The 21,603-nt window shown below is 69.2% G+C and carries 20 protein-coding genes; 7 read left to right on the forward strand and 13 right to left on the reverse strand.

Going from position 1 to position 21,603, the window contains the following annotated elements; translation table 11 throughout:
* Nucleotides 1-570, forward strand: a 570-nt coding sequence (locus ACWCOV_RS38875; protein WP_449834392.1) for a DUF2254 family protein, incomplete at its 5' end; no start/stop codon positions are given.
* A 240-nt stretch (nt 571-810) separates the two neighbouring features.
* Here ACWCOV_RS38875 and aspS read toward each other — a convergent pair.
* Genes aspS through ACWCOV_RS38890 form a run of 3 tightly spaced genes read right to left on the reverse strand, consistent with a single transcriptional unit; the run spans nt 811 to nt 4,612 of the window.
* Complete coding sequence (aspS, locus tag ACWCOV_RS38880; RefSeq protein WP_449834393.1) at nt 811-2,595, reverse strand: aspartate--tRNA ligase; 1,785 nt, start codon at nt 2,593-2,595, stop codon at nt 811-813.
* Nucleotides 2,592-3,926 carry a histidine--tRNA ligase gene (hisS, locus tag ACWCOV_RS38885; protein ID WP_449834394.1) on the reverse strand — a complete coding sequence of 445 codons (1,335 nt, stop codon included), beginning with the start codon at nt 3,924-3,926 and terminating at the stop codon, nt 2,592-2,594. The genes aspS and hisS overlap by 4 nt, the downstream gene beginning before the upstream one ends.
* Nucleotides 3,923-4,612: an MBL fold metallo-hydrolase gene (locus tag ACWCOV_RS38890; protein ID WP_449834395.1), complete on the reverse strand. Its 690-nt coding sequence runs from the start codon at nt 4,610-4,612 to the stop codon at nt 3,923-3,925. Before ACWCOV_RS38890 ends, hisS begins: the two co-directional genes overlap by 4 nt.
* 235 nt (nt 4,613-4,847) lie before the next feature.
* Here ACWCOV_RS38890 and ACWCOV_RS38895 point away from each other — a divergent pair, with 235 nt between their 5' ends.
* The 3 genes from ACWCOV_RS38895 to ACWCOV_RS38905 are packed head-to-tail and all read left to right on the forward strand — an operon-like array spanning nt 4,848 to nt 7,521.
* Nucleotides 4,848-6,074, forward strand: a complete 1,227-nt coding sequence (locus tag ACWCOV_RS38895; RefSeq protein WP_449834396.1) for a DUF349 domain-containing protein — start codon at nt 4,848-4,850, stop codon at nt 6,072-6,074.
* 59 nt (nt 6,075-6,133) lie between these two features.
* A complete protein-coding gene (locus ACWCOV_RS38900) occupies nt 6,134-6,997 on the forward strand; it encodes a hypothetical protein (protein WP_449834397.1) in 864 nt (287 codons plus the stop codon).
* 14 nt (nt 6,998-7,011) lie between these two features.
* Entirely contained in the window at nt 7,012-7,521 is a 510-nt protein-coding gene (locus ACWCOV_RS38905; RefSeq protein WP_449834398.1) for a hypothetical protein, read from the forward strand.
* Between the two features lie 170 nt (nt 7,522-7,691).
* Here ACWCOV_RS38905 and ACWCOV_RS38910 read toward each other — a convergent pair whose 3' ends face one another.
* The 10 genes from ACWCOV_RS38910 to ACWCOV_RS38955 all read right to left on the reverse strand — a co-directional run bounded on the left by ACWCOV_RS38910 (nt 7,692) and on the right by ACWCOV_RS38955 (nt 18,654).
* Nucleotides 7,692-10,055: a RelA/SpoT family protein gene (locus ACWCOV_RS38910; RefSeq protein ID WP_449834399.1), complete on the reverse strand. Its 2,364-nt coding sequence runs from the start codon at nt 10,053-10,055 to the stop codon at nt 7,692-7,694.
* A 138-nt stretch (nt 10,056-10,193) separates the two neighbouring features.
* Nucleotides 10,194-10,733 carry an adenine phosphoribosyltransferase gene (locus tag ACWCOV_RS38915; RefSeq protein ID WP_449834400.1) on the reverse strand — a complete coding sequence of 180 codons (540 nt, stop codon included), beginning with the start codon at nt 10,731-10,733 and terminating at the stop codon, nt 10,194-10,196.
* Nucleotides 10,733-11,911 carry a protein translocase subunit SecF gene (gene secF, locus ACWCOV_RS38920; RefSeq protein WP_449834401.1) on the reverse strand — a complete coding sequence of 393 codons (1,179 nt, stop codon included), beginning with the start codon at nt 11,909-11,911 and terminating at the stop codon, nt 10,733-10,735. The genes ACWCOV_RS38915 and secF overlap by 1 nt, the downstream gene beginning before the upstream one ends.
* Nucleotides 11,911-13,692, reverse strand: a complete 1,782-nt coding sequence (gene secD, locus ACWCOV_RS38925) for a protein translocase subunit SecD (protein WP_449834402.1) — start codon at nt 13,690-13,692, stop codon at nt 11,911-11,913. The genes secF and secD overlap by 1 nt, the downstream gene beginning before the upstream one ends.
* 88 nt (nt 13,693-13,780) lie before the next feature.
* Nucleotides 13,781-14,275, reverse strand: coding sequence for a preprotein translocase subunit YajC (yajC, locus tag ACWCOV_RS38930; protein WP_449834403.1), 495 nt, complete (start codon nt 14,273-14,275; stop codon nt 13,781-13,783).
* 231 nt (nt 14,276-14,506) lie between these two features.
* Nucleotides 14,507-15,559, reverse strand: a complete 1,053-nt coding sequence (gene ruvB, locus ACWCOV_RS38935; protein WP_449834404.1) for a Holliday junction branch migration DNA helicase RuvB — start codon at nt 15,557-15,559, stop codon at nt 14,507-14,509.
* Between the two features lie 13 nt (nt 15,560-15,572).
* On the reverse strand, nt 15,573-16,175 hold the full coding sequence (gene ruvA / locus ACWCOV_RS38940) for a Holliday junction branch migration protein RuvA (protein WP_449834405.1): 603 nt from the start codon (nt 16,173-16,175) through the stop codon (nt 15,573-15,575).
* A gap of 136 nt (nt 16,176-16,311) precedes the next feature.
* Nucleotides 16,312-16,908, reverse strand: a complete 597-nt coding sequence (gene ruvC, locus ACWCOV_RS38945; protein ID WP_449834406.1) for a crossover junction endodeoxyribonuclease RuvC — start codon at nt 16,906-16,908, stop codon at nt 16,312-16,314.
* Between the two features lie 45 nt (nt 16,909-16,953).
* The gene (locus tag ACWCOV_RS38950; protein WP_449834407.1) at nt 16,954-18,123 is read right to left on the reverse strand and encodes a GNAT family N-acetyltransferase; all 1,170 of its coding nucleotides are present in this window, start codon (nt 18,121-18,123) and stop codon (nt 16,954-16,956) included.
* Nucleotides 18,124-18,195: 72 nt separating this feature from the next.
* Complete coding sequence (locus ACWCOV_RS38955) at nt 18,196-18,654, reverse strand: hotdog fold domain-containing protein (protein ID WP_449834408.1); 459 nt, start codon at nt 18,652-18,654, stop codon at nt 18,196-18,198.
* A gap of 928 nt (nt 18,655-19,582) precedes the next feature.
* Here ACWCOV_RS38955 and ACWCOV_RS38960 point away from each other — a divergent pair.
* The 3 genes from ACWCOV_RS38960 to ACWCOV_RS38970 all read left to right on the forward strand — a co-directional run.
* Nucleotides 19,583-20,596 (forward strand): LacI family DNA-binding transcriptional regulator, encoded by a 1,014-nt coding sequence (locus tag ACWCOV_RS38960; protein WP_449834409.1) that lies wholly within the window; start codon nt 19,583-19,585, stop codon nt 20,594-20,596.
* A complete protein-coding gene (locus ACWCOV_RS38965; RefSeq protein WP_449834410.1) occupies nt 20,577-21,227 on the forward strand; it encodes a DUF1961 family protein in 651 nt (216 codons plus the stop codon). Before ACWCOV_RS38960 ends, ACWCOV_RS38965 begins: the two co-directional genes overlap by 20 nt.
* A gap of 179 nt (nt 21,228-21,406) precedes the next feature.
* Nucleotides 21,407-21,603 (forward strand): DUF624 domain-containing protein (locus tag ACWCOV_RS38970; protein WP_449834411.1); only part of this gene is annotated, 197 nt, incomplete at its 3' end.

Here is a 21,603-nt window from a genome sequence, read left to right on the forward strand (position 1 = left end):
ACCACAAAGCCGACCGGGCCGAGGTCGTCCGACAGACCCTCGCCGCCGCGGGCGTCCATCCGGATCGGCTTCGAGCGGACCGCCGAGCAGGACGTCGCGTTCGGGGTCCGGCAGCTGGCCGACATCGCGGTCAAGGCGCTGTCGGCCGCGATCAACGACCCCTACACCTCGATCCAGGCGATCGAGCACCTGTCCGTCGTCCTCGCGGCCCTGGCCGCCAGACGTGACCTCGGCAGCCAGTTCCTCCGCGACGACGCCGGCGTGCTGCGGGTCGTCGTACCCGGGCGAGATCTCGAGTACTACCTCGACCTGGCGTGTGGTCAGGTACGGCGGTACGGCAAAGCCGAACCGCGAGTCGTCCGGGCACAGCTCCGGGTCCTGCACAGCACCGGCCAGTTCTGCGCCGACGACGCCGGCCGTCGCCTCGTCATCGGGCACGTGAACCTGCTGATGAAGGACGCCCAGGCCGCCATCGTCCAGCCGGCCGACTTCGTCGCCGTCCGCGAGCACGCCGACCGGGTCCTGGCGGACCTCACCACCAGCCGGACCGCGCCGGATCTCTCGGTCTGAACCGAAAGCCTGACCCCGGCAACCGTTCTGACGGCCGGCCGGACCGCGGGGTCCGGCCGGCCGTGCGAGGTCAACGCGGCGATCGGCTACCCGGGCGATCGGCGCACTCCACTGCAGCGACAACGCCAGATCCGGGTTGCCGAGCAGGTCGATGCCGAAGTACCGGCCGGCCGGGCCGTAGTTGAAGTCGGCGTCACTTCCCAGCGCCAGTGCCCGTTGCTCAAGGGGACAACGGCTTGGTTACTGCGCGGCGTCGCCCTTCTTCTCCGGCTTGGCGTCGACGCCGGCCTCCTTGCGCTGCGCCGCGGTGATCGGCGCCGGCGCGGCCGTCAGCGGGTCGAAGCCGCCACCGGACTTCGGGAACGCGATCACGTCGCGGATCGACTCGGTCCCGGCCAGCAGCGCGGTGATCCGGTCCCAGCCGAACGCGATCCCGCCGTGCGGCGGCGCGCCGAACTTGAACGCGTCGAGCAGGAAGCCGAACTTCTCGCTCGCCTCCTCCTCCGACAGGCCCATCACCGCGAACACGCGCTTCTGCACGTCCTCGCGGTGGATACGGATCGACCCGCCGCCGATCTCGTTGCCGTTGCAGACGATGTCGTACGCGTACGCCAGCGCCGACCCCGGGTCGGTGTCGAACGTGTCCAGCGAGTCCGGCTTCGGCGACGTGAAGGCGTGGTGTACCGCGGTCCACGCGCCGGAGCCGACCGCGACGTCACCCGCGGCGGTCGCCTCGTCGGCCGGCTCGAACAGCGGCGCGTCGACAACCCACACGAACGACCAGGCCGACTCGTCGATCAGCCCGCCACGGCGGCCGATCTCCAGCCGGGCCGCGCCGAGCAGCGCCCGCGACGACTTCACCGGGCCGGCGGCGAAGAAGATGCAGTCGCCCGGCTTCGCGCCGACGTGATCCGCGATCCCGGCGCGCTCCTCCTCGGACAGGTTCTTCGCGACCGGTCCGCCGAGCTCGCCGTCCTGGCCGACCAGCACGTACGCCAGCCCGCGGGCGCCGCGCTGCTTCGCCCAGTCCTGCCACGCGTCCAGCTGCTTGCGCGGCTGGTCCGCGCCACCGGGCATCACGACGGCGCCGACGTACGGCGCCTGGAACACGCGGAACGGCGTGTCCTTGAAGTACTCGGTGCACTCGACCAGCTCGAGGCCCATCCGCAGGTCCGGCTTGTCGCTGCCGAACCGCGCCATCGCCTCGGCGTACGTCATCCGCGGGATCGGCGTCTGGACGTCGTACCCGACGAGCTTCCAGAGCGCCGCCAGGATCTCCTCTGACAACGCAATCACGTCGTCCTGGTCGACGAAGCTCATCTCGATGTCGAGCTGGGTGAACTCCGGCTGCCGGTCGGCGCGGAAGTCCTCGTCGCGGTAGCAGCGGGCGATCTGGTAGTACCGCTCCATCCCGGCCACCATCAGCAGCTGCTTGAACAGCTGCGGCGACTGCGGCAGCGCGTACCACGAGCCCGGCTGCAGCCGGGCCGGGACCAGGAAGTCCCGCGCGCCTTCCGGCGTCGACTTGGTCAGCGTCGGCGTCTCGATCTCGACGAAGTCATGCTGCGCCAGTACGTCGCGAGCCGCCTTGTTCACCTGGCTGCGCAGCCGCAGCGCCGACCCCGGGCCCTGCCGGCGCAGGTCGAGGTAGCGGTACTTCAGCCGGACCTCCTCGTTCACCGGAGTCGCGTGGTGCTCCTCGACCGGGAACGGCAGCGGGTCGGCCGAGTTCAGCACCTCCACGTCGGAGGCGATCACCTCGATCTCGCCGGTCGGCAGGTTCGGGTTCGCGTTGCCCTCCGGCCGCGCGCTCACCTCGCCGGTGATCTTCAGGCAGAACTCGGCCCGCAGCGGGTGCGCGACCTCCTCGTCCCGGATGACCACCTGGACGGTGCCGCTGGAGTCGCGCAGGTCGATGAACGCCACGCCGCCGTGATCACGCCGCCGCGCCACCCAGCCGGCCAGGGTGACGGTCTGCCCGGTGTGCTCGGCGCGCAACGAGCCTGCGGAATGGGTACGGATCACTGGTTCTCCTGAGGTGTGTCGATACGGGGTAGCAGGTCTGTGGCGGGCGGCGTCCAGGAGGCGGGATCCGCGGCGACCTGCTCGCCGCTGCGGATGTCCTTCACCTCGGGGCCGTTCTCGGTGCTGAACCACACGAACGGGATGCCGCGCCGGTCCGCGAACCGGATCTGCTTCCCGAACTTCGCCGCCGCCGGCGCCACCTCCACCGGAATCCCCCGGCCGCGCAGCTGCGCCGCCGTCCGCATGGCCTCGGCCCGATCCTCCTCGGCGTTCAACGCGACCAGCACGGCCGTCGGCGTACGACGGGACCCCTGCACCAGACCCTTGCCGAGCAGCCGGTGCACGAGCCGGGACACACCGATCGAGATCCCCACCCCCGGGTACGTCGTCTTGCCGTCGGAGGCGAGCGAGTCGTACCGGCCGCCGGAGCAGATCGACCCGTAGCCCTCGTCGCCGATCAGCTGCGTCTCGTAGACGGTGCCGGTGTAGTAGTCCAGGCCGCGCGCGATCTTGAGGTCGGCCAGCAGCAGTCCGGGAGCGTGCTCGTTGGCGGCCGTCATGATCTGAGTCAGCCGCTCGAGGCCCTCGTCGAGGATCTCGTGCTGGACCCCGAGCGCCCGCACCTGGTCCGCGAACGACGCGTCCGTGGTGGCGATCTCGGCCAGCCGCAGCACCTGCTTGGCCGTCTCCGGCGACAGGCCCGGGCCGCCGGTCAGCAGGTCGGTCACCTTGTCCGGGCCGATCTTGTCCAGCTTGTCGACGATCCGCAGCACCCCGGTGATGTCGTCGATGCCGAGGCCGCGGTAGAAGCCCTCCGGGATCTGCCGGGTGTTCACCTGGATCCGGAACGCCGGGATCGGCAGCTTCCGGAACGCGTCCGCGATCACCAGCGGCAGCTCCACCTCGTAGTGGAACGGCAGCTCGCCGCTGTCGACGATGTCGATGTCGGCCTGGGTGAACTCGCGGTAGCGGCCCTCCTGCGGGCGCTCACCCCGCCACACCTTCTGGATCTGGTAGCGGCGGAACGGGAACACCAGCTTGCCGCTGTGCTCCAGCACGTAGCGGGCGAACGGCACGGTCAGGTCGAAGTGCAGGCCGAGCGCCGCGTCCTCGTCGCTGTCGGCGGCCAACCGCCGTACGCCGTAGATCTCCTTGTCGGCGTCCTCGCCCTGGTTGGACAGCCGCTCGACCGGCTCGACCGCGCGGGTCTCGATCGACGCGAAGCCGTGCAGCTCGAACGTCTCCCGGATCACGTCGAGGAACTTCTGCTCGACGATCCGGTCCTGCGGAAGGAATTCGGGGAACCCACTCAGCGGGGTCACCTTGCTCATGATTCGGGTATCTCCAGGTCCTGCAAGTAGGGGTTGGTCGCCTTTTCCCGGCCGATCGTGGTCTGGCCACCATGACCCGGCAGGACGACGATGTCGTCGCTCATCGGCAGGATCTTGGTGGCCAACGTATGCAGCATCGCCGGATGGTCGCCCCCAGGCAGATCCGTCCGGCCGATCGACCCGGCGAACAACACGTCACCGGAGAACAGAACCGCGGGCACGTCTTCCGGCCCGTCGTACGGCGTGGTGAACGTGACCGAACCCTTGGTGTGGCCAGGGGTGTGGTCGACGGCGAAGTTCAGGCCGGCCAGCTCGAGGCCGAGACCGTCCTTGAGCTCGGCGACGTCGTCCGGCTCGGCGAACTCGTGCTTGCCGCCGAGCAGCATCCGGGCCGACTCCGGGCTGATCCCGGCCAGCGGGTCGCTCAGCAGGTGCCGGTCGTCCGGGTGGATCCAGGCGGTCGCGTCGTACGTCCCGCAGACCGGGAGTACGGAAAACATGTGGTCGACGTGACCGTGCGTGAGGAGGACGGCGACCGGCTTCAGCTTGTTCTCCCGGACCACCTGCTCGACCCCGGCGGTCGCGTCCTGACCCGGGTCGATGACGAGGCATTCCGCGCCCTGGCCGGTGGCGACGACGTAGCAGTTCGTACCCCACGACCCCGCGGGGAACCCGGCGATGAGCACGACTGACCTTCCTGGAACGGTTCGGGACCACCCAAGGCTACCGGTGCCGGCGCGCGGAGAACGAACCGGATTGTGACTCAACCCCGTTGCGTCACAGCGTGGAGTTTGTGATTGTTCAGGGATAAGCGTCGAGACAGCGGCTCGACGCGCCCAGGCAGGCCCTGTTCGCGCGGTTGGACCAGGGACTGACCAGAATGGGCACGAGCGCACTGCATACCGCCGGAAGGGGCGAGTTGTGGCCGGAGAGAGCTGGGGCCGGGTAGCCGAGGACGGAACGGTCTTCGTACGGACCAAGGACGGTGAGCGGGCGGTCGGCCAGTGGCCGGACGCGAACCCGGAGGAGGCCCTCGCCTTCTACACCCGCCGGTACGACGCCTTGGCGTTCGAGGTGGACCTGCTGGAGAAGCGCGTCCAGGCGGGCACCGTGTCACCCGACGACGCCCGCGCCGCGGTGAAGAAGGTGGCGGGCACGCTCGAGGAGGCCCAGGCGGTCGGTGACCTCGACGGACTCCGCGCCCGGCTCGAGGCGCTCACGCCGCTGGTCGCCCAGCAGCGCGAGAAGCGCAAGGCCGAGCGCGCCGCCAAGGTCGAGGAGGCACGCTCCGCCAAGACCAAGATCGCCACCGAGGCCGAGACCATCGCCGCCGGCACCGACTGGCGGCACGGCGTCACCCGGCTGCGCGAGCTGCTGGAGGAGTGGAAGGCGCTGCCGCGGCTGGACAAGTCCAGCGACGACGAGCTGTGGCACCGGTTCTCCTCGGCGCGTACGACGTACACCCGGCACCGCAAGCAGCACTTCGCCGAGCTGTCCTCCAAGCGCGAGGAAGCCGCGGTGGTGAAGGAGCGGCTGGCCGCCGAGGCGGAGACGCTCGCGTCGTCCACCGACTGGGGCCCGACGTCCGGGCGCTTCCGCGACCTGATGCGGCAGTGGAAGGCCGCCGGCCCGGCGCCGCGCGAGGTCGACGACAAGCTGTGGGCGCGCTTCCGGGCCGCCCAGGACACGTTCTTCGGCGCGCGGGACGCCGTACAGGCCGAGGAGAACGCCGAGCAGGTGGAGAACCTGCGGGCCAAGGAAGCCCTGCTGGTCGAGATCGAGGCGATCCTGCCGGTCGACGACGCCAAGGCGGCCCGTGAGCAGCTGCGCGAACTGCTCGACCGCTGGGACCAGATCGGCAAGGTCCCGCGCGACTCGATGCGAGCGATCGACTCCCGGCTGCGCGCCGTCGAGCAGGCCGTCAAGGCCGCCGAGGACGAGGTCTGGAACCGCAGCAACCCCGAAGCCCGCGCCCGCGCCGAAGCCACCGTCAAGCAACTCCAGTCCCTGATCGCCGACCTGGAGAAGCAAGCAGCCAAATTCGAGGCCCAAGGCAACACCCGCAAAGCCACCGAAGCCCGCGAAGCCATAGCCGCCCGCCGCGAATGGCTGACCCAAGCCCAAAACGCCCTCTCCGACTTCAGCTGACCCCAGGCCCTGTGGACAACGCCCAGCAGGACTAGCCCCACTTCGGTCATCCTGCTGGGATGTTTCAGTACGACCTGCCGTATTACTTCGCCGGCCTGCCCTTCACCAGTCGGCAAGTCCCCCGCAAACTCGCCTGGCTGCTGGCCCGCGGCGAGATCCGCCAGGTGATGAAGGGCGTGTACGTCGACGTCCGGGTGCCCGACTCCCCCGAGTTGCGGGCCGACGCGCTCCGTCTCGTCGTGCCGCCGGAGGCCGTCGTCTGTGGTCAGGCGGCCGCGTGGCTGCACGGCATCGAGACGACGGCGTTGGGCCCGGAACCCACGATCAAGCCGCAGTGGACCTTCCAGCCACGTCCAACGGTCGAGGTCCTGGGTCTGAACGTGCTCACCCCGGCCGCAACAGCCATTGAGCTCGCTAGGTACCTGAACCGTCCCTTCGCGCTCTCCGCCGTCGACGCGCTCCTGCACAACGGCACAGTCACCATCGACGACCTCAAGACCGCCTCCGCCGCCTACTTCGCCGAGGACAGCACTTCCCAGGCAGCCCAAATCCTCCGGTACGCAGATCGGCGGGCTGCGTCTCCTGCTGAGTCCTGGCTTCGGTTGCGCTTGATCGACGCGGGCTTCGGGCGGCCTGAGTTGCAAGTCCGGGTCGACGGACCCACGCGCGTCTACAGCCTTGATCTCGGCTACCCGGACCGCCCCGTCGATGGGCGGCGGCTTGGGCTTGAGTACGACAGCGATCAGTGGCATTCCGGGCGGCGGGCTGAGGTGCGGGATGAGGGGCGGCGGGGGGAGCTCGAGGCGCTTGGATGGCACGTGATTTCTGTTCGGCGGACGGATCTGTGGGGGTCGTATCCGGCGTTGGAGCTCGCCGTGGGTGGATTCCTGTGTCAGCATCCGCGGTTGCCGCGGCGGTGGTGAATAGGCTGGACGCCGTGCGCTACGCCAGTCACTCACCTGACTTCCCGTACGACCTGCCGACCATGTGCTACCTAGAGGTCGCCGCCGACGGCGCCGTGCAGTCGCCGCCGTCGGATGGTGTCGAGGCGCGGGTGCGGGCGGGTGAGAGCCGGTTGTACGCCGTCTGGCCGGGGAAGTACCGCAGCGACCTGTTCCTCATCGACGACATCGACGACTACGAGAAGGCGCTCGGCATCCAGCACGACCCGGTGCGCACCGGGCTGGAGGACCACGAGCACCGCATCAGCTGGCAACTGAGCGCGGACGAGCGGAATCCGGGAGCGTCGTACGTGTTCGTGGACACGACACTGGAGTGTGGGTGCGAGATCAAGGACCTGAAGGCCTTTGCGCGGCAGGCTCGTGAGCAACTCGGCTGGGACGTCGCGACCACTGGTGGCGTGAGTACGTCGGTCCGCTTCGGCGCCGACGGTGAACGGCAAGGACTTGCCTACACCCTGCGCGTGCGCCGTAAGAGCCTCGGGTAGCAGTCAGTCGCACGGGCGGGCGAGTTGCACAACAGCAACGCCCCCCCCCCCCGCGCGAACGGCGTCTGCGCAAGCTCGCACGCGGACGTCGAGGAAGATGGCCGAGCCGCCCTTGAACAGCTTCAACCCTGGGCCCGACGGCGAGCCGCCGAACCAGTTGCCCACGGCACCTACTGTGTGACGCGGTAGACGTCGAAGACGCCCTCGACCGAGCGGACCGCCTTCAGCACGTGACCGAGGTGCGTCGGGTCGCCCATCTCGAAGGTGAAGCGGGACTTGGCGATCCGGTCGCGGGTCGTGGTCAACGCAGCCGACAGGATGTTCACGTGGTAGTCGGACAGCACCCGCGTGATATCCGACAACAGCCGCGCCCGATCCAGAGCCTCGACCTGGATCGCCACCAGGAACACCGACTGCGCCGTCGGGGCCCACTCGACCTCGACGATCCGCTCCGGCTGGGTCTGCAGGTTCTCGACGTTCGCACAGTCGGCCCGGTGCACGGAGACACCGGCGCCGCGCGTGATCCAGCCGATGATCTCGTCACCCGGCACCGGCGTGCAGCACCGGGCCAGCTTCGACAGCACGTCCGTCGCACCCTTGACGATGACACCGGCGTCGCCGCGCGCCGCGCGCTTGCGCCGCTCCTTCGTCGCCGGCAGCCGCAGGCCCTCGGCCAGGTCCTCGGCCGCGCCTTCCTCACCGCCGTACGTCTCGATCAGGCGCCGTACGACGGCTTGCGCGCTCACGTGGCTCTCGCCGACGGCGGCATACAGACCGGTCACGTCCGGGTAGCGCAGCGAGTTGGCGACCGCGGTCAGGGTCTCGTGCGACAGCAGGCGCTGCAGCGGCAGGCCCTCCTTGCGGAGCTGCTTGGCGATCGCGTCCTTGCCGTGCTCGATCGCCTCGTCGCGGCGCTCCTTGGAGAACCAGTGCTTGATCTTGTTCCGCGCCCGCGGGCTCTTCACGAACGAGAGCCAGTCGCGCGATGGTCCCGCACCCTGCGCCTTCGAGGTGAACACCTCGACGACGTCACCGTTCTCGAGGGTGCTCTCCAGCGGGACCAGCCGGCCGTTCACCCGGGCGCCGATACAGCGGTGCCCGACCTCGGTGTGGATCGCGTAGGCGAAGTCGACCGGTGACGACCCGGCCGGCAGCGACATCACGTCACCGCGTGGGGTGAAGACGTACACCTCGGAGTTGTTGATCTCGAACCGCAGCGAGTCGAGGAACTCCGACGGGTCGGAGGTCTCGCGCTGCCAGTCGACCAGCTGCCGGACCCAGGGCATCTCGTTCGGCCCACCGATCTCGGTGGTGGGCGGACCGGCGGCCTCCGGAGCGGCGGTGGTCGGGTCTTCCTTGTACTTCCAGTGCGCCGCGATGCCGTACTCCGCGCGGCGGTGCATCGAGAAGGACCGGATCTGCAGCTCCACCGGCTTGCCCTGCGGGCCGATCACGGTGGTGTGCAGCGACTGGTACATGTTGAACTTCGGCATCGCGATGTAGTCCTTGAACCGGCCGGGGACCGGGTTCCACCGCGCGTGCAGGATGCCGAGGGCGGCGTAGCAGTCCCGGACCGACTCGACCAGGACCCGGATGCCGACCAGGTCGTAGATGTCGCCGAACTCGCGGCCGCGGACGATCATCTTCTGGTAGATCGAGTAGTAGTGCTTCGGCCGGCCGGTGACGGTCGCCTTCACCTTGGCCGCGCGCAGGTCCTCGTGCACCTGGTCGATCACCGAGGCGAGGTACTCGTCGCGCGACGGCGCGCGCTCGGCGACCAGCCGGACGATCTCGTCGTACACCTTCGGGTGCAGGGTCGAGAAGGACAGGTCCTCGAGCTCCCACTTGATCGTGTTCATACCGAGCCGGTGCGCCAGCGGGGCGTAGATCTCCAGCGTCTCGCGGGCGATCCGCTCCTGCTTCTCCTGCCGCAGGAAGCCGAGGGTGCGCATGTTGTGCAGCCGGTCGGCGAGCTTGATCACCAGCACCCGGATGTCCTTGGCCATCGCGACGACCATCTTGCGGATCGTCTCGGCCTGCGCGGACTCGCCGTACTTGACCTTGTCCAGCTTGGTGACGCCGTCGACCAGCATGGCGATCTCTTCGCCGAAGTCGCGGGTCAGCTCGTCGACCGTGTACGGCGTGTCCTCGACGGTGTCGTGGAGCAGAGCCGCGCACAGGGTCGGCGCGGTCATACCGAGCTCGGCCAGGATGGTGGCGACCGCCAGCGGGTGCGTGATGTAGGCGTCACCGCTCTTGCGGAGCTGGCCGGTGTGGTACTTCTCCGCGGTCCGGTAGGCGCGCTCGATCATGCCGAGGTCGGCCTTCGGGTGGGTGGCCCGGACGACCCGGAACAGCGGCTCGAGCATCGGCGCCCGGTTCGGGTGCCGGGTGCCGCCCAGGCGGGCCAGCCGGGCACGGACCCGGGCGGGAGCGATCCGGGGCGGCTGGGCGACAGGCGGCGGTGACGGAGCCGGCCGCACCGGGGCGCGCGGGGGCTCCTGCGGTACTACGTTCGGTACCGCTGACGTCATCGCCGGGTCTTCGCCCACGTTTGTGTCCCTCCGCCGACAGACCACCAGTCTAGGGGGAACGCCCCAGGCTCGTTGAAACGCCCTGTGGACAACACGCCGGGTGAGTGTGTCGTGGCGGAGAGTTTGCCCGAATTCGGGTCAGACCGTGACGAGCGCGCTGAGCTGCTCACCGGCGAGCCGCTCGCGTCCGGGCAGGAAGGAGAGTTCCAGCAGGACCGTCGTACCGGTCACCTCGGCCTCGCAGCGGCGGATCAGCCGCAGGCAGGCCTCGACCGTCCCGCCCGTGGCCAGGACGTCGTCGATGACGAGCACCCGGTCACCGGGCCGGAAGGCGTCCTGGTGGACCTCGATGGTCGCCTCGCCGTACTCCAGGGCGTACGACTCCTCGTACGTCGCGGCCGGCAACTTCCCCTTCTTGCGGACCGGCACGAACCCGGCGCCGAGGGCGAGCGCGACCGGGGCGGCGAGGATGAACCCGCGCGCCTCGATCCCGACCACCTTGTCGACGATCGGGTTCCCGTCGTCGTCCTTGCCGGACGCCGCCAGCGCCTCGACCACCTGGGCGAAGCCGCTGTGGTCGGCCAGCAGCGGGGTGATGTCCTTGAACACCACCCCCGGCTGCGGGTAGTCCGGGATGTCCCGGATCCCGTCCTTCAGCACCTGCTCGAGCGACCGCATCACTTACCGCGCTTCGATCGCGGCTTGCGCGTCGGCTGCGGCCGGTTGTGCCCGGACGCCTTCATCGGGCGGGCCGACGGCACCGGCGCCGTACCGGAAGGCTTGTCCTGCGGCCGCGCCGGCTTGGCAGTCCCACCGCCGCCGGCTCCCACCGCAACGGGCGCGCCGGCGGCAGCCGGAGCCGGCGTCGCGGCCGACGAGGCCCGCTTCGCGGTCACCCGGCGGTTCAGCGCCTGCATGCCCGGCTCGCGCTCCTTGAACGCCGCGAGCAGCGCCGGCGCGATGAACACCGAGGAGTACGCGCCGACGGCGATACCGACGAACAGCGCCAGCGAGAGGTCCTTCAGCGGCCCGGTCCCCAGCACGACGGTGCCGACCACGAGGATCGACCCGACCGGCAGCAGCGCGATCAGCGTGGTGTTGATCGACCGTACGACGGTCTGGTTGACGGCCAGGTTGGTCGCGTCGGAGTAGGTGTACCGGTTGGAGCCGGTGATCCCGCGGGTGTTCTCACGCACCTTGTCGAACACCACGACGGTGTCGTAGAGCGAGTACCCGAGGATCGTCAGGACGCCGATCACCGTGGCCGGCGTGACGTCGAACCCGATCAGCGCGTACACGCCGACCGTGATCAGCACGTCGTGCAGCAACGCGATGATCGCGGCCATCGAGGCCTTGGGTTCTCGGAAGTAGGCCCAGATCACCAGGAACACCAGGCCGATGAACACGATCAGCGCGATGATCGCCTTGTTCGCGATCTGCTGGCCCCAGGAGGCGCCGATCTGCTGCGACGTCACCTGGTCGTCGGTGACCCCGGCCTCCTGGGCGATCGCCGACCGGACCTTGGTGATGTCGTCCTGCGCCAGCGGCTTGGTCTGCACCCGCACCTTGTCGGTGCCGACGGTGGTGACGACCGGGTCGCCGAGATCCTTGGCGTTGGTCGCCTTCACCGCGTCGGTGAAGTCCTGGACCGTGTTGTCGGTGACCTTGACGTTGGTCTGGTACTCGACGCCGCCCTTGAACTCGATACCGAGGGCGAGGCCGCGGGTGAACAGGCCGATCAGCGAGATCGCGACCAGCACCAGGGAGACGCCGAACCAGAGCTTCCGCTTGCCGATGAAGTCGTAGGAGACCTCACCGCGGTGCAGCTTGGCGCCGAGCTGTCCGAGCTTCGACATCAGACCTTCCCTCCCACCGGCTTCGGCGTCGACGGCCGCTTGGCCGGCCGCGCCGACGGCTTCGTCTGGCCGGGCAACCGCTCCACGCCGAGATGCTCCGGATCCAGGCCGGAAAGCTTGTGACCGTGACCGAAGAAGTCGGTCCGGGCCAGCAGCGTGACGACCGGCTTGGTGAAGACGAACACGATGAGCAGGTCGATCAGCGTGGTCAGGCCGAGCGTGAACGCGAAGCCGCGGACGCTGCCGATCGCCAGGATGTACAGCACCACCGCGGCGAGCAGCGAGATCGAGTCGGCCGCGATGATCGTGTGCTTGGCCCGGGCCCAGCCCGTCTCCACCGACGACCGCAGGCTGCGGCCCTCGCGGACTTCGTCACGTAGTCGTTCGAAGTAGATGACGAACGAGTCCGCGGTAATACCGATGGCCACGATCAGACCCGCGATACCGGCCAGCGTCAGCGTGAACCCGATCGCCTTGCCCAGCAGCACGACCGATGCGTAGGTCAGTACGGCGGCCGCGGCCAGCGAGAGCACCACGACGATCCCGAGGCCGCGGTAGTAGAGGAAGGAGAACAGCACGACCAGGCCGAGGCCGGCGATACCGGCCCAGATGCCCGCGGACAGCTGGTCGCCACCGAGCTGCGGCGACACCGTCTCGACCGAGGAGATGTCGAACGAGACCGGCAGCGCGCCGTACTTCAGCACGTTCGCCAGGTCGCGCGCCTCGGCCTCGCTGAAGGTGCCGGTGATCTGCGCCTGACCACCCGGGATCGGGTTCTCGACGCTCGGCGTGGAGATGACCTCGCTGTCCAGCACGATCGCGAACAGGTTCTGGCCCTGGCCGCGGGCCGAGATGTTCTGCGTCGCCTTGAGGAACTTGTCGCCGCCCTCGCCGGTGAACTTCAGGTTCACCTGCCACTGGAAGCCGCCCTGCGGGATGCCCGCGCTGGCGTCCGACAGGTCGGTGCCCTTCAGGATCGCCGGGCCGAGCAGGTACTTGAACGTGCCCTCGCGGTCGCAGGCGAACAGCGGCTTGTTCGGGTCGTCGGTCTGGCCTTCGGCACCGCACTTGTACGCCGCGAAGGCCGTCTGCGTGGCCGCGTCCGGAACGTACTGCAGCGGGTCGGTCGAGGCAGCCGGGGTGCTCGGCGTCGCGGCGGGGGTGCTCGCGGCCGGCGTGCTCGGCGCCGGGGTGCTGGGCTTCGGCGTCGGGGTGGGCGTCGGGTCGGCCTGACCCAGGACGCTGCTCCAGGCCCGGCCGTTCGGCGTGGCGCTCGGCTTGACCGTCGTACTGGGCTTGACCGTCGTACTGGGCTTGACCGTGGTGCTCGGCTTCGGCGTCGTACTGGGCTTGGTCGTCGGTGTCCCGGTCGGCGTCGGCGACGGGGTCGCGACCGGAGCCGCGGCCTGGGCGTCGTACACGATCCGGAAGTACAGCAACGCGGTCTGGCCGACCTGCTTCACCAGGCTGTCCTGGTTCGCGCCGGGTACGGCGACGTTGATGTGGTCCCGCCCGGAGGTGGTGATGTCGGCTTCGGCGACACCCGCTCCGTTGACCCGCTGGGAGATGATGTTCTTCGCCTCGTTCAGCTGGTCGGCGGTCACCGACCCGCCGCCGGCCAGGGACTTCGCGGTCAGCGTGATGGTGGTGCCACCGCGCAGGTCCAGACCGAGCTTGGGCTTCCAGGTCTTGGTCAGCCCCATGATCCCGAACAGCAGGACCACGATGACCCCCAGGACGATCAGTAGCCGCCCGGGCCGGGATGTCGTCGTCGTTGCCACGTCAGATTCAACCTTTGTGCTTCTGGGCGCGCCGAATCGTCTGGTGGACGCCGGTCGGCGCGCCGCAGGCCGTCAGAACAGGTCTACGTCAGTTCTCGGTGTGCGTCGGCGGCAGCTTCGGCGCGTCCTGCACCTTGCCGTCGGCCTTCTCGCCGGCCTTGTCACGGCCCGCGTCCGGAACGTCGACCGGGTCCTTCGCGGGCTCCTCGACAGCCTCGTCGGCGGCTTCGTCCGCAGCGTCGGCCTTGTCGTCGGCCGGAACCTCGGCCGGGGCCGCGGCGGCGTCCTCGTCCGGGATGACCCGGCCGATCGCCGGCTTGACGACCTGCACCAGGACGCCTTCGGAGATCTCCAGCGTCACGTACTCGTCGTCGACCTCCTCGACGATGCCGACCAGCCCGCTGGTGGTGATCACCTTGGTGCCCGGAGTGAGGGCAGCGACGGTGTCGGCCTGCCGCTGGCGCTGCTTGCGCTGCGTGCGGCTCATGAACCAGATCATCCCGACGATCAGGATCAGCGGCAGCAGCAGCGTGAAGCCGGAGCCGCCCCCGGAAGAGGCCATTGGTACGGCGATCAGTTGCATCGGGACTCAGAATCCTTCGTCATCGGGAGTACGGGGCGTCCGGCACGCTCTCTGCGCAAGCATGCAGGTCGCGGCGGATCGACCTGAGGACAGGCCATCGGGGAGTCTAACCCTGAGCAGCAACAACTACGTCATGACACGTGGTCACGTTTGTGTTACTCAGCACCAGGACTCCAGTCCAGTCTCCCCCGCATCCCCTCGATGTCAAAAGCCGCACCGGAGCGTGCCGAGTCAGTCCTCGTCGGTGTCGAAAAGGGTGTCGGCGAAGGTGGCGCCCTTGGGGACCTTGAGGCCGATGTGCCGCCAGGCGGCGGGTGTTGCGACGCGGCCGCGCGGCGTACGGGCCAGGTAGCCGGAGCGAACCAGGAACGGTTCGGCCACTTCTTCGACGGTCTCGCGTTCCTCACCGACTGCGACCGCCAGCGTCGACAGGCCCACCGGACCGCCGCCGAAGCGTCGGCACAACGCGTCCAGGACGGACCGGTCCAGGCGGTCCAGGCCCATCTTGTCCACCTCGTACAGCTCCAGCGCCGCCTTGGCCAGCGCCAGTGTGATGATGCCGTCGGCGCGCACCTCGGCGTAGTCGCGCACGCGGCGTAGCAGCCGGTTCGCGATCCGCGGCGTACCGCGGGACCTGGACGCGATCTCGGCCGCGCCCTCGGGGGTGATGTCGACCTCGAGCAGCGCGGCCGACCGGTTCACGATCTTCTCCAGCTCGGCGGCCTCGTAGAACTCCAGGTGCCCGGTGAAGCCGAACCGGTCCCGCAGCGGACCCGGCAGCAACCCGGCCCGGGTGGTCGCGCCGACCAGCGTGAACGGCGGGATCTCCAACGGGATCGCGGTCGCCCCCGGCCCCTTGCCGACGATCACGTCGACCCGGAAGTCCTCCATCGCCATGTAGAGCAGTTCCTCGGCCGGACGGGACATCCGGTGGATCTCGTCGAGGAACAGCACCTCGCCCTCGCTGAGCCCGGACAAGATGGCAGCCAGGTCGCCGGCGTGCTGGATCGCTGGGCCGCTGGTCACTCGCAGCGGCGCGGACAGCTCGCTGGCGATGATCATCGCCAGCGTCGTCTTGCCCAGGCCGGGCGGACCGGACAGCAGGACGTGGTCAGGAGCGCGGTTTCGGCCGCGGGCGGCGTGCAGCACCAGCTCGAGCTGCTCGCTCACGCGGCGTTGGCCGCCGAACTCGGCCAGGGTGCGCGGGCGGAGCGCGGACTCGATCTTGCGTTCTTCGAGATCCACTGCGTCCGCTGAGACCAGCGGCCGGACGTTGTCTTCCATACCTATGCCTTACCTATGCCTTGGAAAGCACGCGCAGCGCGGCGCGGAGCAGGTCGGGTACGGACGGGTTCGGGCTGTCGGCGGCGAGCGGTGAGACCGCGGTGACCGCGTCGTCTGCGTCGCGGGCAGACCAGCCGAGGCCGACGAGACCCGCATGCACCTGCTCACGCCACGCTTCCGTGGTCTGCAACGGCCGGCCGGTCACCGTCCTGCTCGGCGCACCGATCTTGTCCTTCAACTCCAGCACGATCCGCTGGGCACCCTTCTTCCCGATGCCCGGCACCTTCACCAGCATGTTGAGGTCCTCGGTCGCGACGGCCTGCCGCAACTGATCAGGACTCAGTACGGCGAGCGCCGCCTGCGCCAGCTTCGGTCCGACACCGGACGCCGTCTGCAACAGCTCGAACAGGCTCTTCTCGTCGTCGTCGGCGAACCCGTACAGCGTCAGCGAGTCCTCGCGCACGACCATCGAGGTGGACACCCGCGCCTCCTGCCCCGGCCGCAGCCCGGCCAGCGTGCCCGGATGGCAGAACACCTGCAGTCCCACTCCCCCAACCTCGATCACGGCGCTGTCCACCCCGATCGCCGCCACCGACCCCCGCACAAACGCGATCACCGCGAACCTCCTCGATCAACTACAAACTCACACATCATCCCGGCGCCCGGCCGGACATCCTCCGGCCGGGTTGTCGGAGGAGTGCCGGGTTCCACCCGGATTCCGGCCTCCGGCCACATGGTTGGGGCGGGGGCACTCATCTCTTGCTCTCCTGGGCAGCCACGGCTGCGCGCAGTCGGGCTACCTGCAGGCGGGATTGTGCCTGGGCGAGCGCTTCGAGATTCGACCGGCTTCCGGCCGCCTCCTGCAGTCGGGCCGCCGTACCGCCCCGCCAGACCTGGCAGATCGCCAGCGCGAGCGCGTCCGCCGCGTCCGCAGGGGTCGGGCGCTCGGCCAGCTTGAGGATCCGCGTCACCATCGTGGTGACCTGCTCCTTGCCCGCCCGGCCGGAGCCGGTGACCGCCGCCTTCACCTCACTCGGCGTGTGCAACGCAACCGGCAGACCACGCCGCGCCGCCACGACCATGGCGACGCCGGACGCCTGCGCCGTACCCATCACCGTCCGCACGTTGTGCTGCGCGAACACCCGCTCGACCGCGACCGAGTCCGGCCGGTGCTCGGAGATCCACTCCTCCAGTTCGGCCTCGATCCGGACCAGCCGCTTGGCCACGTCCAGGTCGGCCGGCGTCCGGATCACCCCGACGGCGACCAGCGCCGGCGGCTTACCAGGTGAGCCTTCGACGATGCCGAGGCCGCACCGAGTCAACCCCGGGTCGACGCCGAGCACCCGCATGGACCACCTCCGAACGTTTGTTCGACAACCCTAACCGCAGCGCGATCAGAAGTAGTCGAGCATGTACGGCGTGGCGCTTGCGAAGGCCGCGTCGAGCGCCGCATCCGCAGTCGTGGCTCCACCTCTCGCGAGACCAGCTCCGCGCAGTGTGGCAAGCGGCGTACCGGCGTACAGAGCAGCCAGCCCGCGCGGGCCGAGCTGCAGCACGTCACCGGACGCCTGGGTCGACGCGAGCTCACCGGCACCGTCAGCAACGGACAGGTGCCAGTCCCCGCTGTTGGCAGGTACGTCAGGATCCTCGACCCGCACGTCGACTTCGAGAGCCACACCGGGCGCGTAGCCACGCGCAGCGATCGCAGCGGGCGCGTCGAGGAGCCGCAGCATCCAGCGCTGGTGCTGCACCTCCTTCTCCGCCTCATGCTCGACCAAGAGGTGCACAGGGTCGTTCGGCGAGATGTAGGCCTGCACCGTCCGGGCAATCGAGGAGCCGGAGCCGACAGTCGCCCACAGCGCCCGGGCGGTCGCCTCGGAGCCGGCCACGAGCTCGTCCACGCACAGGTCGGAGCCGGACCAGTTGTAGACGACGAACCCGTCCTCAGCGAGGTACGCGAAGTTGTCCTCGTCCGCAAGCCACTCGGTCACCTCATTGAGCGGCCACACGAGGGGACCGCTGGTACGGCGCCGCTCATGCGACTGCCTCACCAACTCCAGGAAGCGCTCCGCGTCCCGCGGCCCAGCACGCCGTACTGCAACCTCTTTGCCGCCCAGCTCGCGCAGGTCAGCCGCCGGGAAGGAGAACCGGTAGCGCCCGCCACCGAACTCGTACCCGAGGTGCCGGTAGATGACTGTGGTCGCTGGGTAGAGCGCCGTCAGCGGGAACCCCTTGTCGGCCGCCCGCTGCAGCAGTCCGCGCATCAGCTTGCTGCCAACACCACGACCGCGGTACTCCGGTGACACGACAACTCCCGCGACACCGGCCACCGGCACACGCCGACCGCTCCACCACTGCTCGAAGTCCCAGAACCGCGCCGCCGCGACGACCTCGTCGCCGTCGGCCACACCGACGTACCGGCCGTCCCCGATGAACACCCGCGCGTCCTTGAGCCACTGCTCCCGATCACCGGCCGCCATCACCCCGAACGACCGCGCCCGCACCCGCAACACCGCGTCCAACTGGTCCTCGGCGATGTCCACAAACCGCAACGCGTCACTCACGCCGCCGACCCTATGTCCTACCGCCCACCCGAGCGACACCAATACCGCCATCCGACTGCTCGCTCAGGCGGGCTACTTCCGGTCGGTCACCCAGAGGTGAATGGTCCCCTCGACCACGACAGTGCCGTCGTCCCGCGTCGCCTTCACCCGGACCGGCACATCCGGCCCAGCGCTCCAGTCCTGCGGATCGGTCTCGGCCGAGCAGGTGAGGCTGGACGTGGACTTGGCCAGGTAGGCAACCTCCATCCCCTTCGGCAACCACCGCTTCCCTCTCGGAACAGTCGCCTCCGCCAACGCCCCCATCGCCGCCTCCAACCCGTTGCACACGGCAATCGCATGCACAGTCCCGATGTGGTTCTGCACAGCCCGCCGCTTAGGCAACCTCAACGCCGCGTAGTTAGGACTGACCTGCACAAACCGCGGCCGAATCGACCGAAAGTACGGCGCCTTCCAGGTGAACCCCAACGAGAACACCCGATCCCCGCCAGGCACCCCCCGCAACCGCTCCCACAACCCCAACACCTGACTCATACCCAGATGTTACCCACCAGTCACATCCCCGTCGAGAGCCCACAAGAACCCCACCCCAAAGGACACCACTCCGCGGCAGCAGCCCTTCCGGCACACCGTGAACACAACCCACCCAACCGGCGGCCCCCACCACCCACCACACAGAACGCACGCCGCTCCGCGGCGGCTGTCCTTCGGCCACCTTCCGCGGGCGCGCACACCGTGAACACAACCCACGCAACCGGCGGATCCACCGCCCGCCGCACAAAACGGACACCGCTACGTGGCGGCTGTTCTGTCGGCCACCTCCGGCGGCACCCCCAACCGGCCTCCCGGCCGCATGCTGGCGCGCCACCGGCTGACGTACCCCGCCGGCGTTGGGCCGATCGTACGGCGCACGCCGGGCAAGCCCGCTCGAATCCGCCCGCCGAAACCCGCCAGACGCCGGGGCTTGCACACCCGACGGCGGCCTTGAACAGGATATTTCGTGTTCACGGCCACTGCCGCATGCGTCACCCCACGACTCCCGACCCCGGGGGACCACGACCACCGGGAAGCGGTGACCGATCCACGTGGCGCGCAGCGCACACGCCGCCCGCGGTCCGCGACACCAGTGCGCCCGCCGCCGAAGGCGGCTAACAAGACAGCCGCCGCGAAGCGGCGACGGCTCTGCCCGGCGGACGTGGGATCCGCCGAACGGGTTGCCGGTGGCATCAATAGGCGCCCGCCGAAGGCGGCCGGAAGAACAGCCGCCGCGCAGCGGTGACCGATCCACCTGCCGGCCAGCGCACACGCCGAGCGCGGTCCGCGCGACACCAGTTCGCCCGCCGCCGAAGGCGGCTAACAAGCCAGCCGCCGCGAAGCGGCGTCCTGATGCCGATTTAGACGATTCAATTCACCCCGGATAGACTGAGGGTTCTTGACGGAGTGTGACCGGTTTCGAGGGACGATGGCGACGCCCAGCATCAAAGAGGTCGCGCACCGCGCGGGGGTTTCGGTGGGCACGGTGAGCAACGTGCTGAACCGGCCGTGGATCGTGGCGCCGGCGACCCGGCAGCGGGTGCAGGACAGTATTCGGGCGCTCGGGTTCGTGCGGAACGAGGCGGCCAGACACCTGCGGGCAGGCAAGAGCCGGACGGTCGGGCTGGTGGTGCTCGACGTGGCGAACCCGTTCTTCACCGATCTCGCCGAAGGCGCCGAGGCGCTGGCGTACGAGCACGACACCGTGGTGATGGTGTGCAACAGCAAGACCGACCCCGTGCGCGAAGGGCATCACCTCGATCAGCTCGAGCAGCAACGCGTGCTCGGCATTCTGATCACGCCCTTCGACAGCAACGATCCCCGGCTGACCGCGTTGGTCGATCGTGGGACGCCGGTCGTCCTCGTCGACCGTACGGCGGATCGCGGCCTCTGCTCGGTGTCCGTCGACGACCAGCTGGGCGGGCGGCTGGCGGGCAGTCACCTGATCGAGTCCGGGCATCGCCGGATCGCCTTTATCGGTGGGCCGTTCAGCATGCAGCAGGTGGCGGACCGGATGGCCGGTATCACCACGGTGGTCGAGCAAGCCGGCGGCCGTGACCTGCAACGCTTCGAGGTCGACGTGATGGGCGTCGTCGAGGGCCGCGCGATCGGTGAGCAGATCGCGGCGCTGCCGCCGCGCTCCCGCCCGACCGCGGCCTTCCTGGCGAACGACCTGCTGGCGCTGGGTTTCCTGCAGGCGATGTCCGTTGCGGGACTGCGCGTCCCGCGCGACATGGCGATCGTCGGGTACGACGACATCGACTTCGCCCGCGCGGCCGCCGTACCGCTGTCGTCCGTTAGGCAGCCGGCCGAGCTGCTCGGGCGGTCGGCGATGGAGTTGCTGCAGGAGGAGGTCGAGGCGGCCGAGCAGCATCGCCATCGGCAGGTGATCTTCCAACCGGATCTGATCGTCAGGGAGTCCAGTGACTTCAAGCGCCGCTGAGCTCATCTACGAGAACCCGCTGGCCGCACCCAAAGACGTAGAGAGCTTCCGCCTCGAAGGGGACGGTGCCGTCTCGTTCCCGCTCGGCCGGATGCGGCTGGAGAGCGTGCGGCCGCCCGAGGACGGGCAGGACGCGAACGTGGTGCTGTGGTGCCCGGAGGACTTCCCGCCCGACATCAGCGTGGAGTGGGACTTCTGGCCGATCCGCGAGCCCGGCCTGTGCATCCTGTTCTTCCACGCCAATGGTCGCGCCGGCGAGGACCTGTTCGACCTGGCGCCGCGGACCGGTCCGTACGAGCAGTACCACCACGGCGACCTGGACACCTATCACGTCTCGTACTTCCGGCGTCGCTGGCCGGCCGAGCGCGCGTTCCACACCTGCAACCTGCGCAAGAGCTACGGCTTCCACCTCGTCGCGCAGGGACCGGACCCGCTCCCGTCGGTCCTGGACGCCCAAGGTCCTTACAAACTCAGGCTCACCGTCGACCAGGGCCGCATCTCCTTCGCGGTCAACGATGTAACGAGCTTCGAGTGGTACGACGACCAGCCACTGGCCGGCGGGAAGCTCGGCTTCCGCCAGATGGCGCCGCTGATCGGCGAGTACGCGAACCTGCGGGTTTCCCGGCTCTAGACGCGACTTCGGGCAGTCCCCCAGGTCTTCGTGACCAGTCTCTGACAAACGCTTTCCGAGACCTTGACATTGAGACGATTCAACCATACGGTCACATCACTTTTCGCCCGAAACAAGGCAGGGACACCCGTGAAACACTGCCGCCACATCCCCGACCGCCGGCCGGCTGAAAGCTCTCGATGAGCAGCCCAGGCTGGTCGATCAAGCTGTACGACGCCGCGGACGAAGTCGTCTGGGCGATCAAGCTCAACGCGCTGTGGATCGTCTTCACGCTCCTCGGCGGTGTTGCGCTGGGTATCGGCCCGGCCACGCTCGCAGCATGTTCGCTGGTGGCTTCAGCGTCACTTCGCCACCCGGCGCGAGTCGCAGCGTCGAC

It is taken from the genome of Kribbella sp. NPDC002412 (assembly GCF_053592935.1).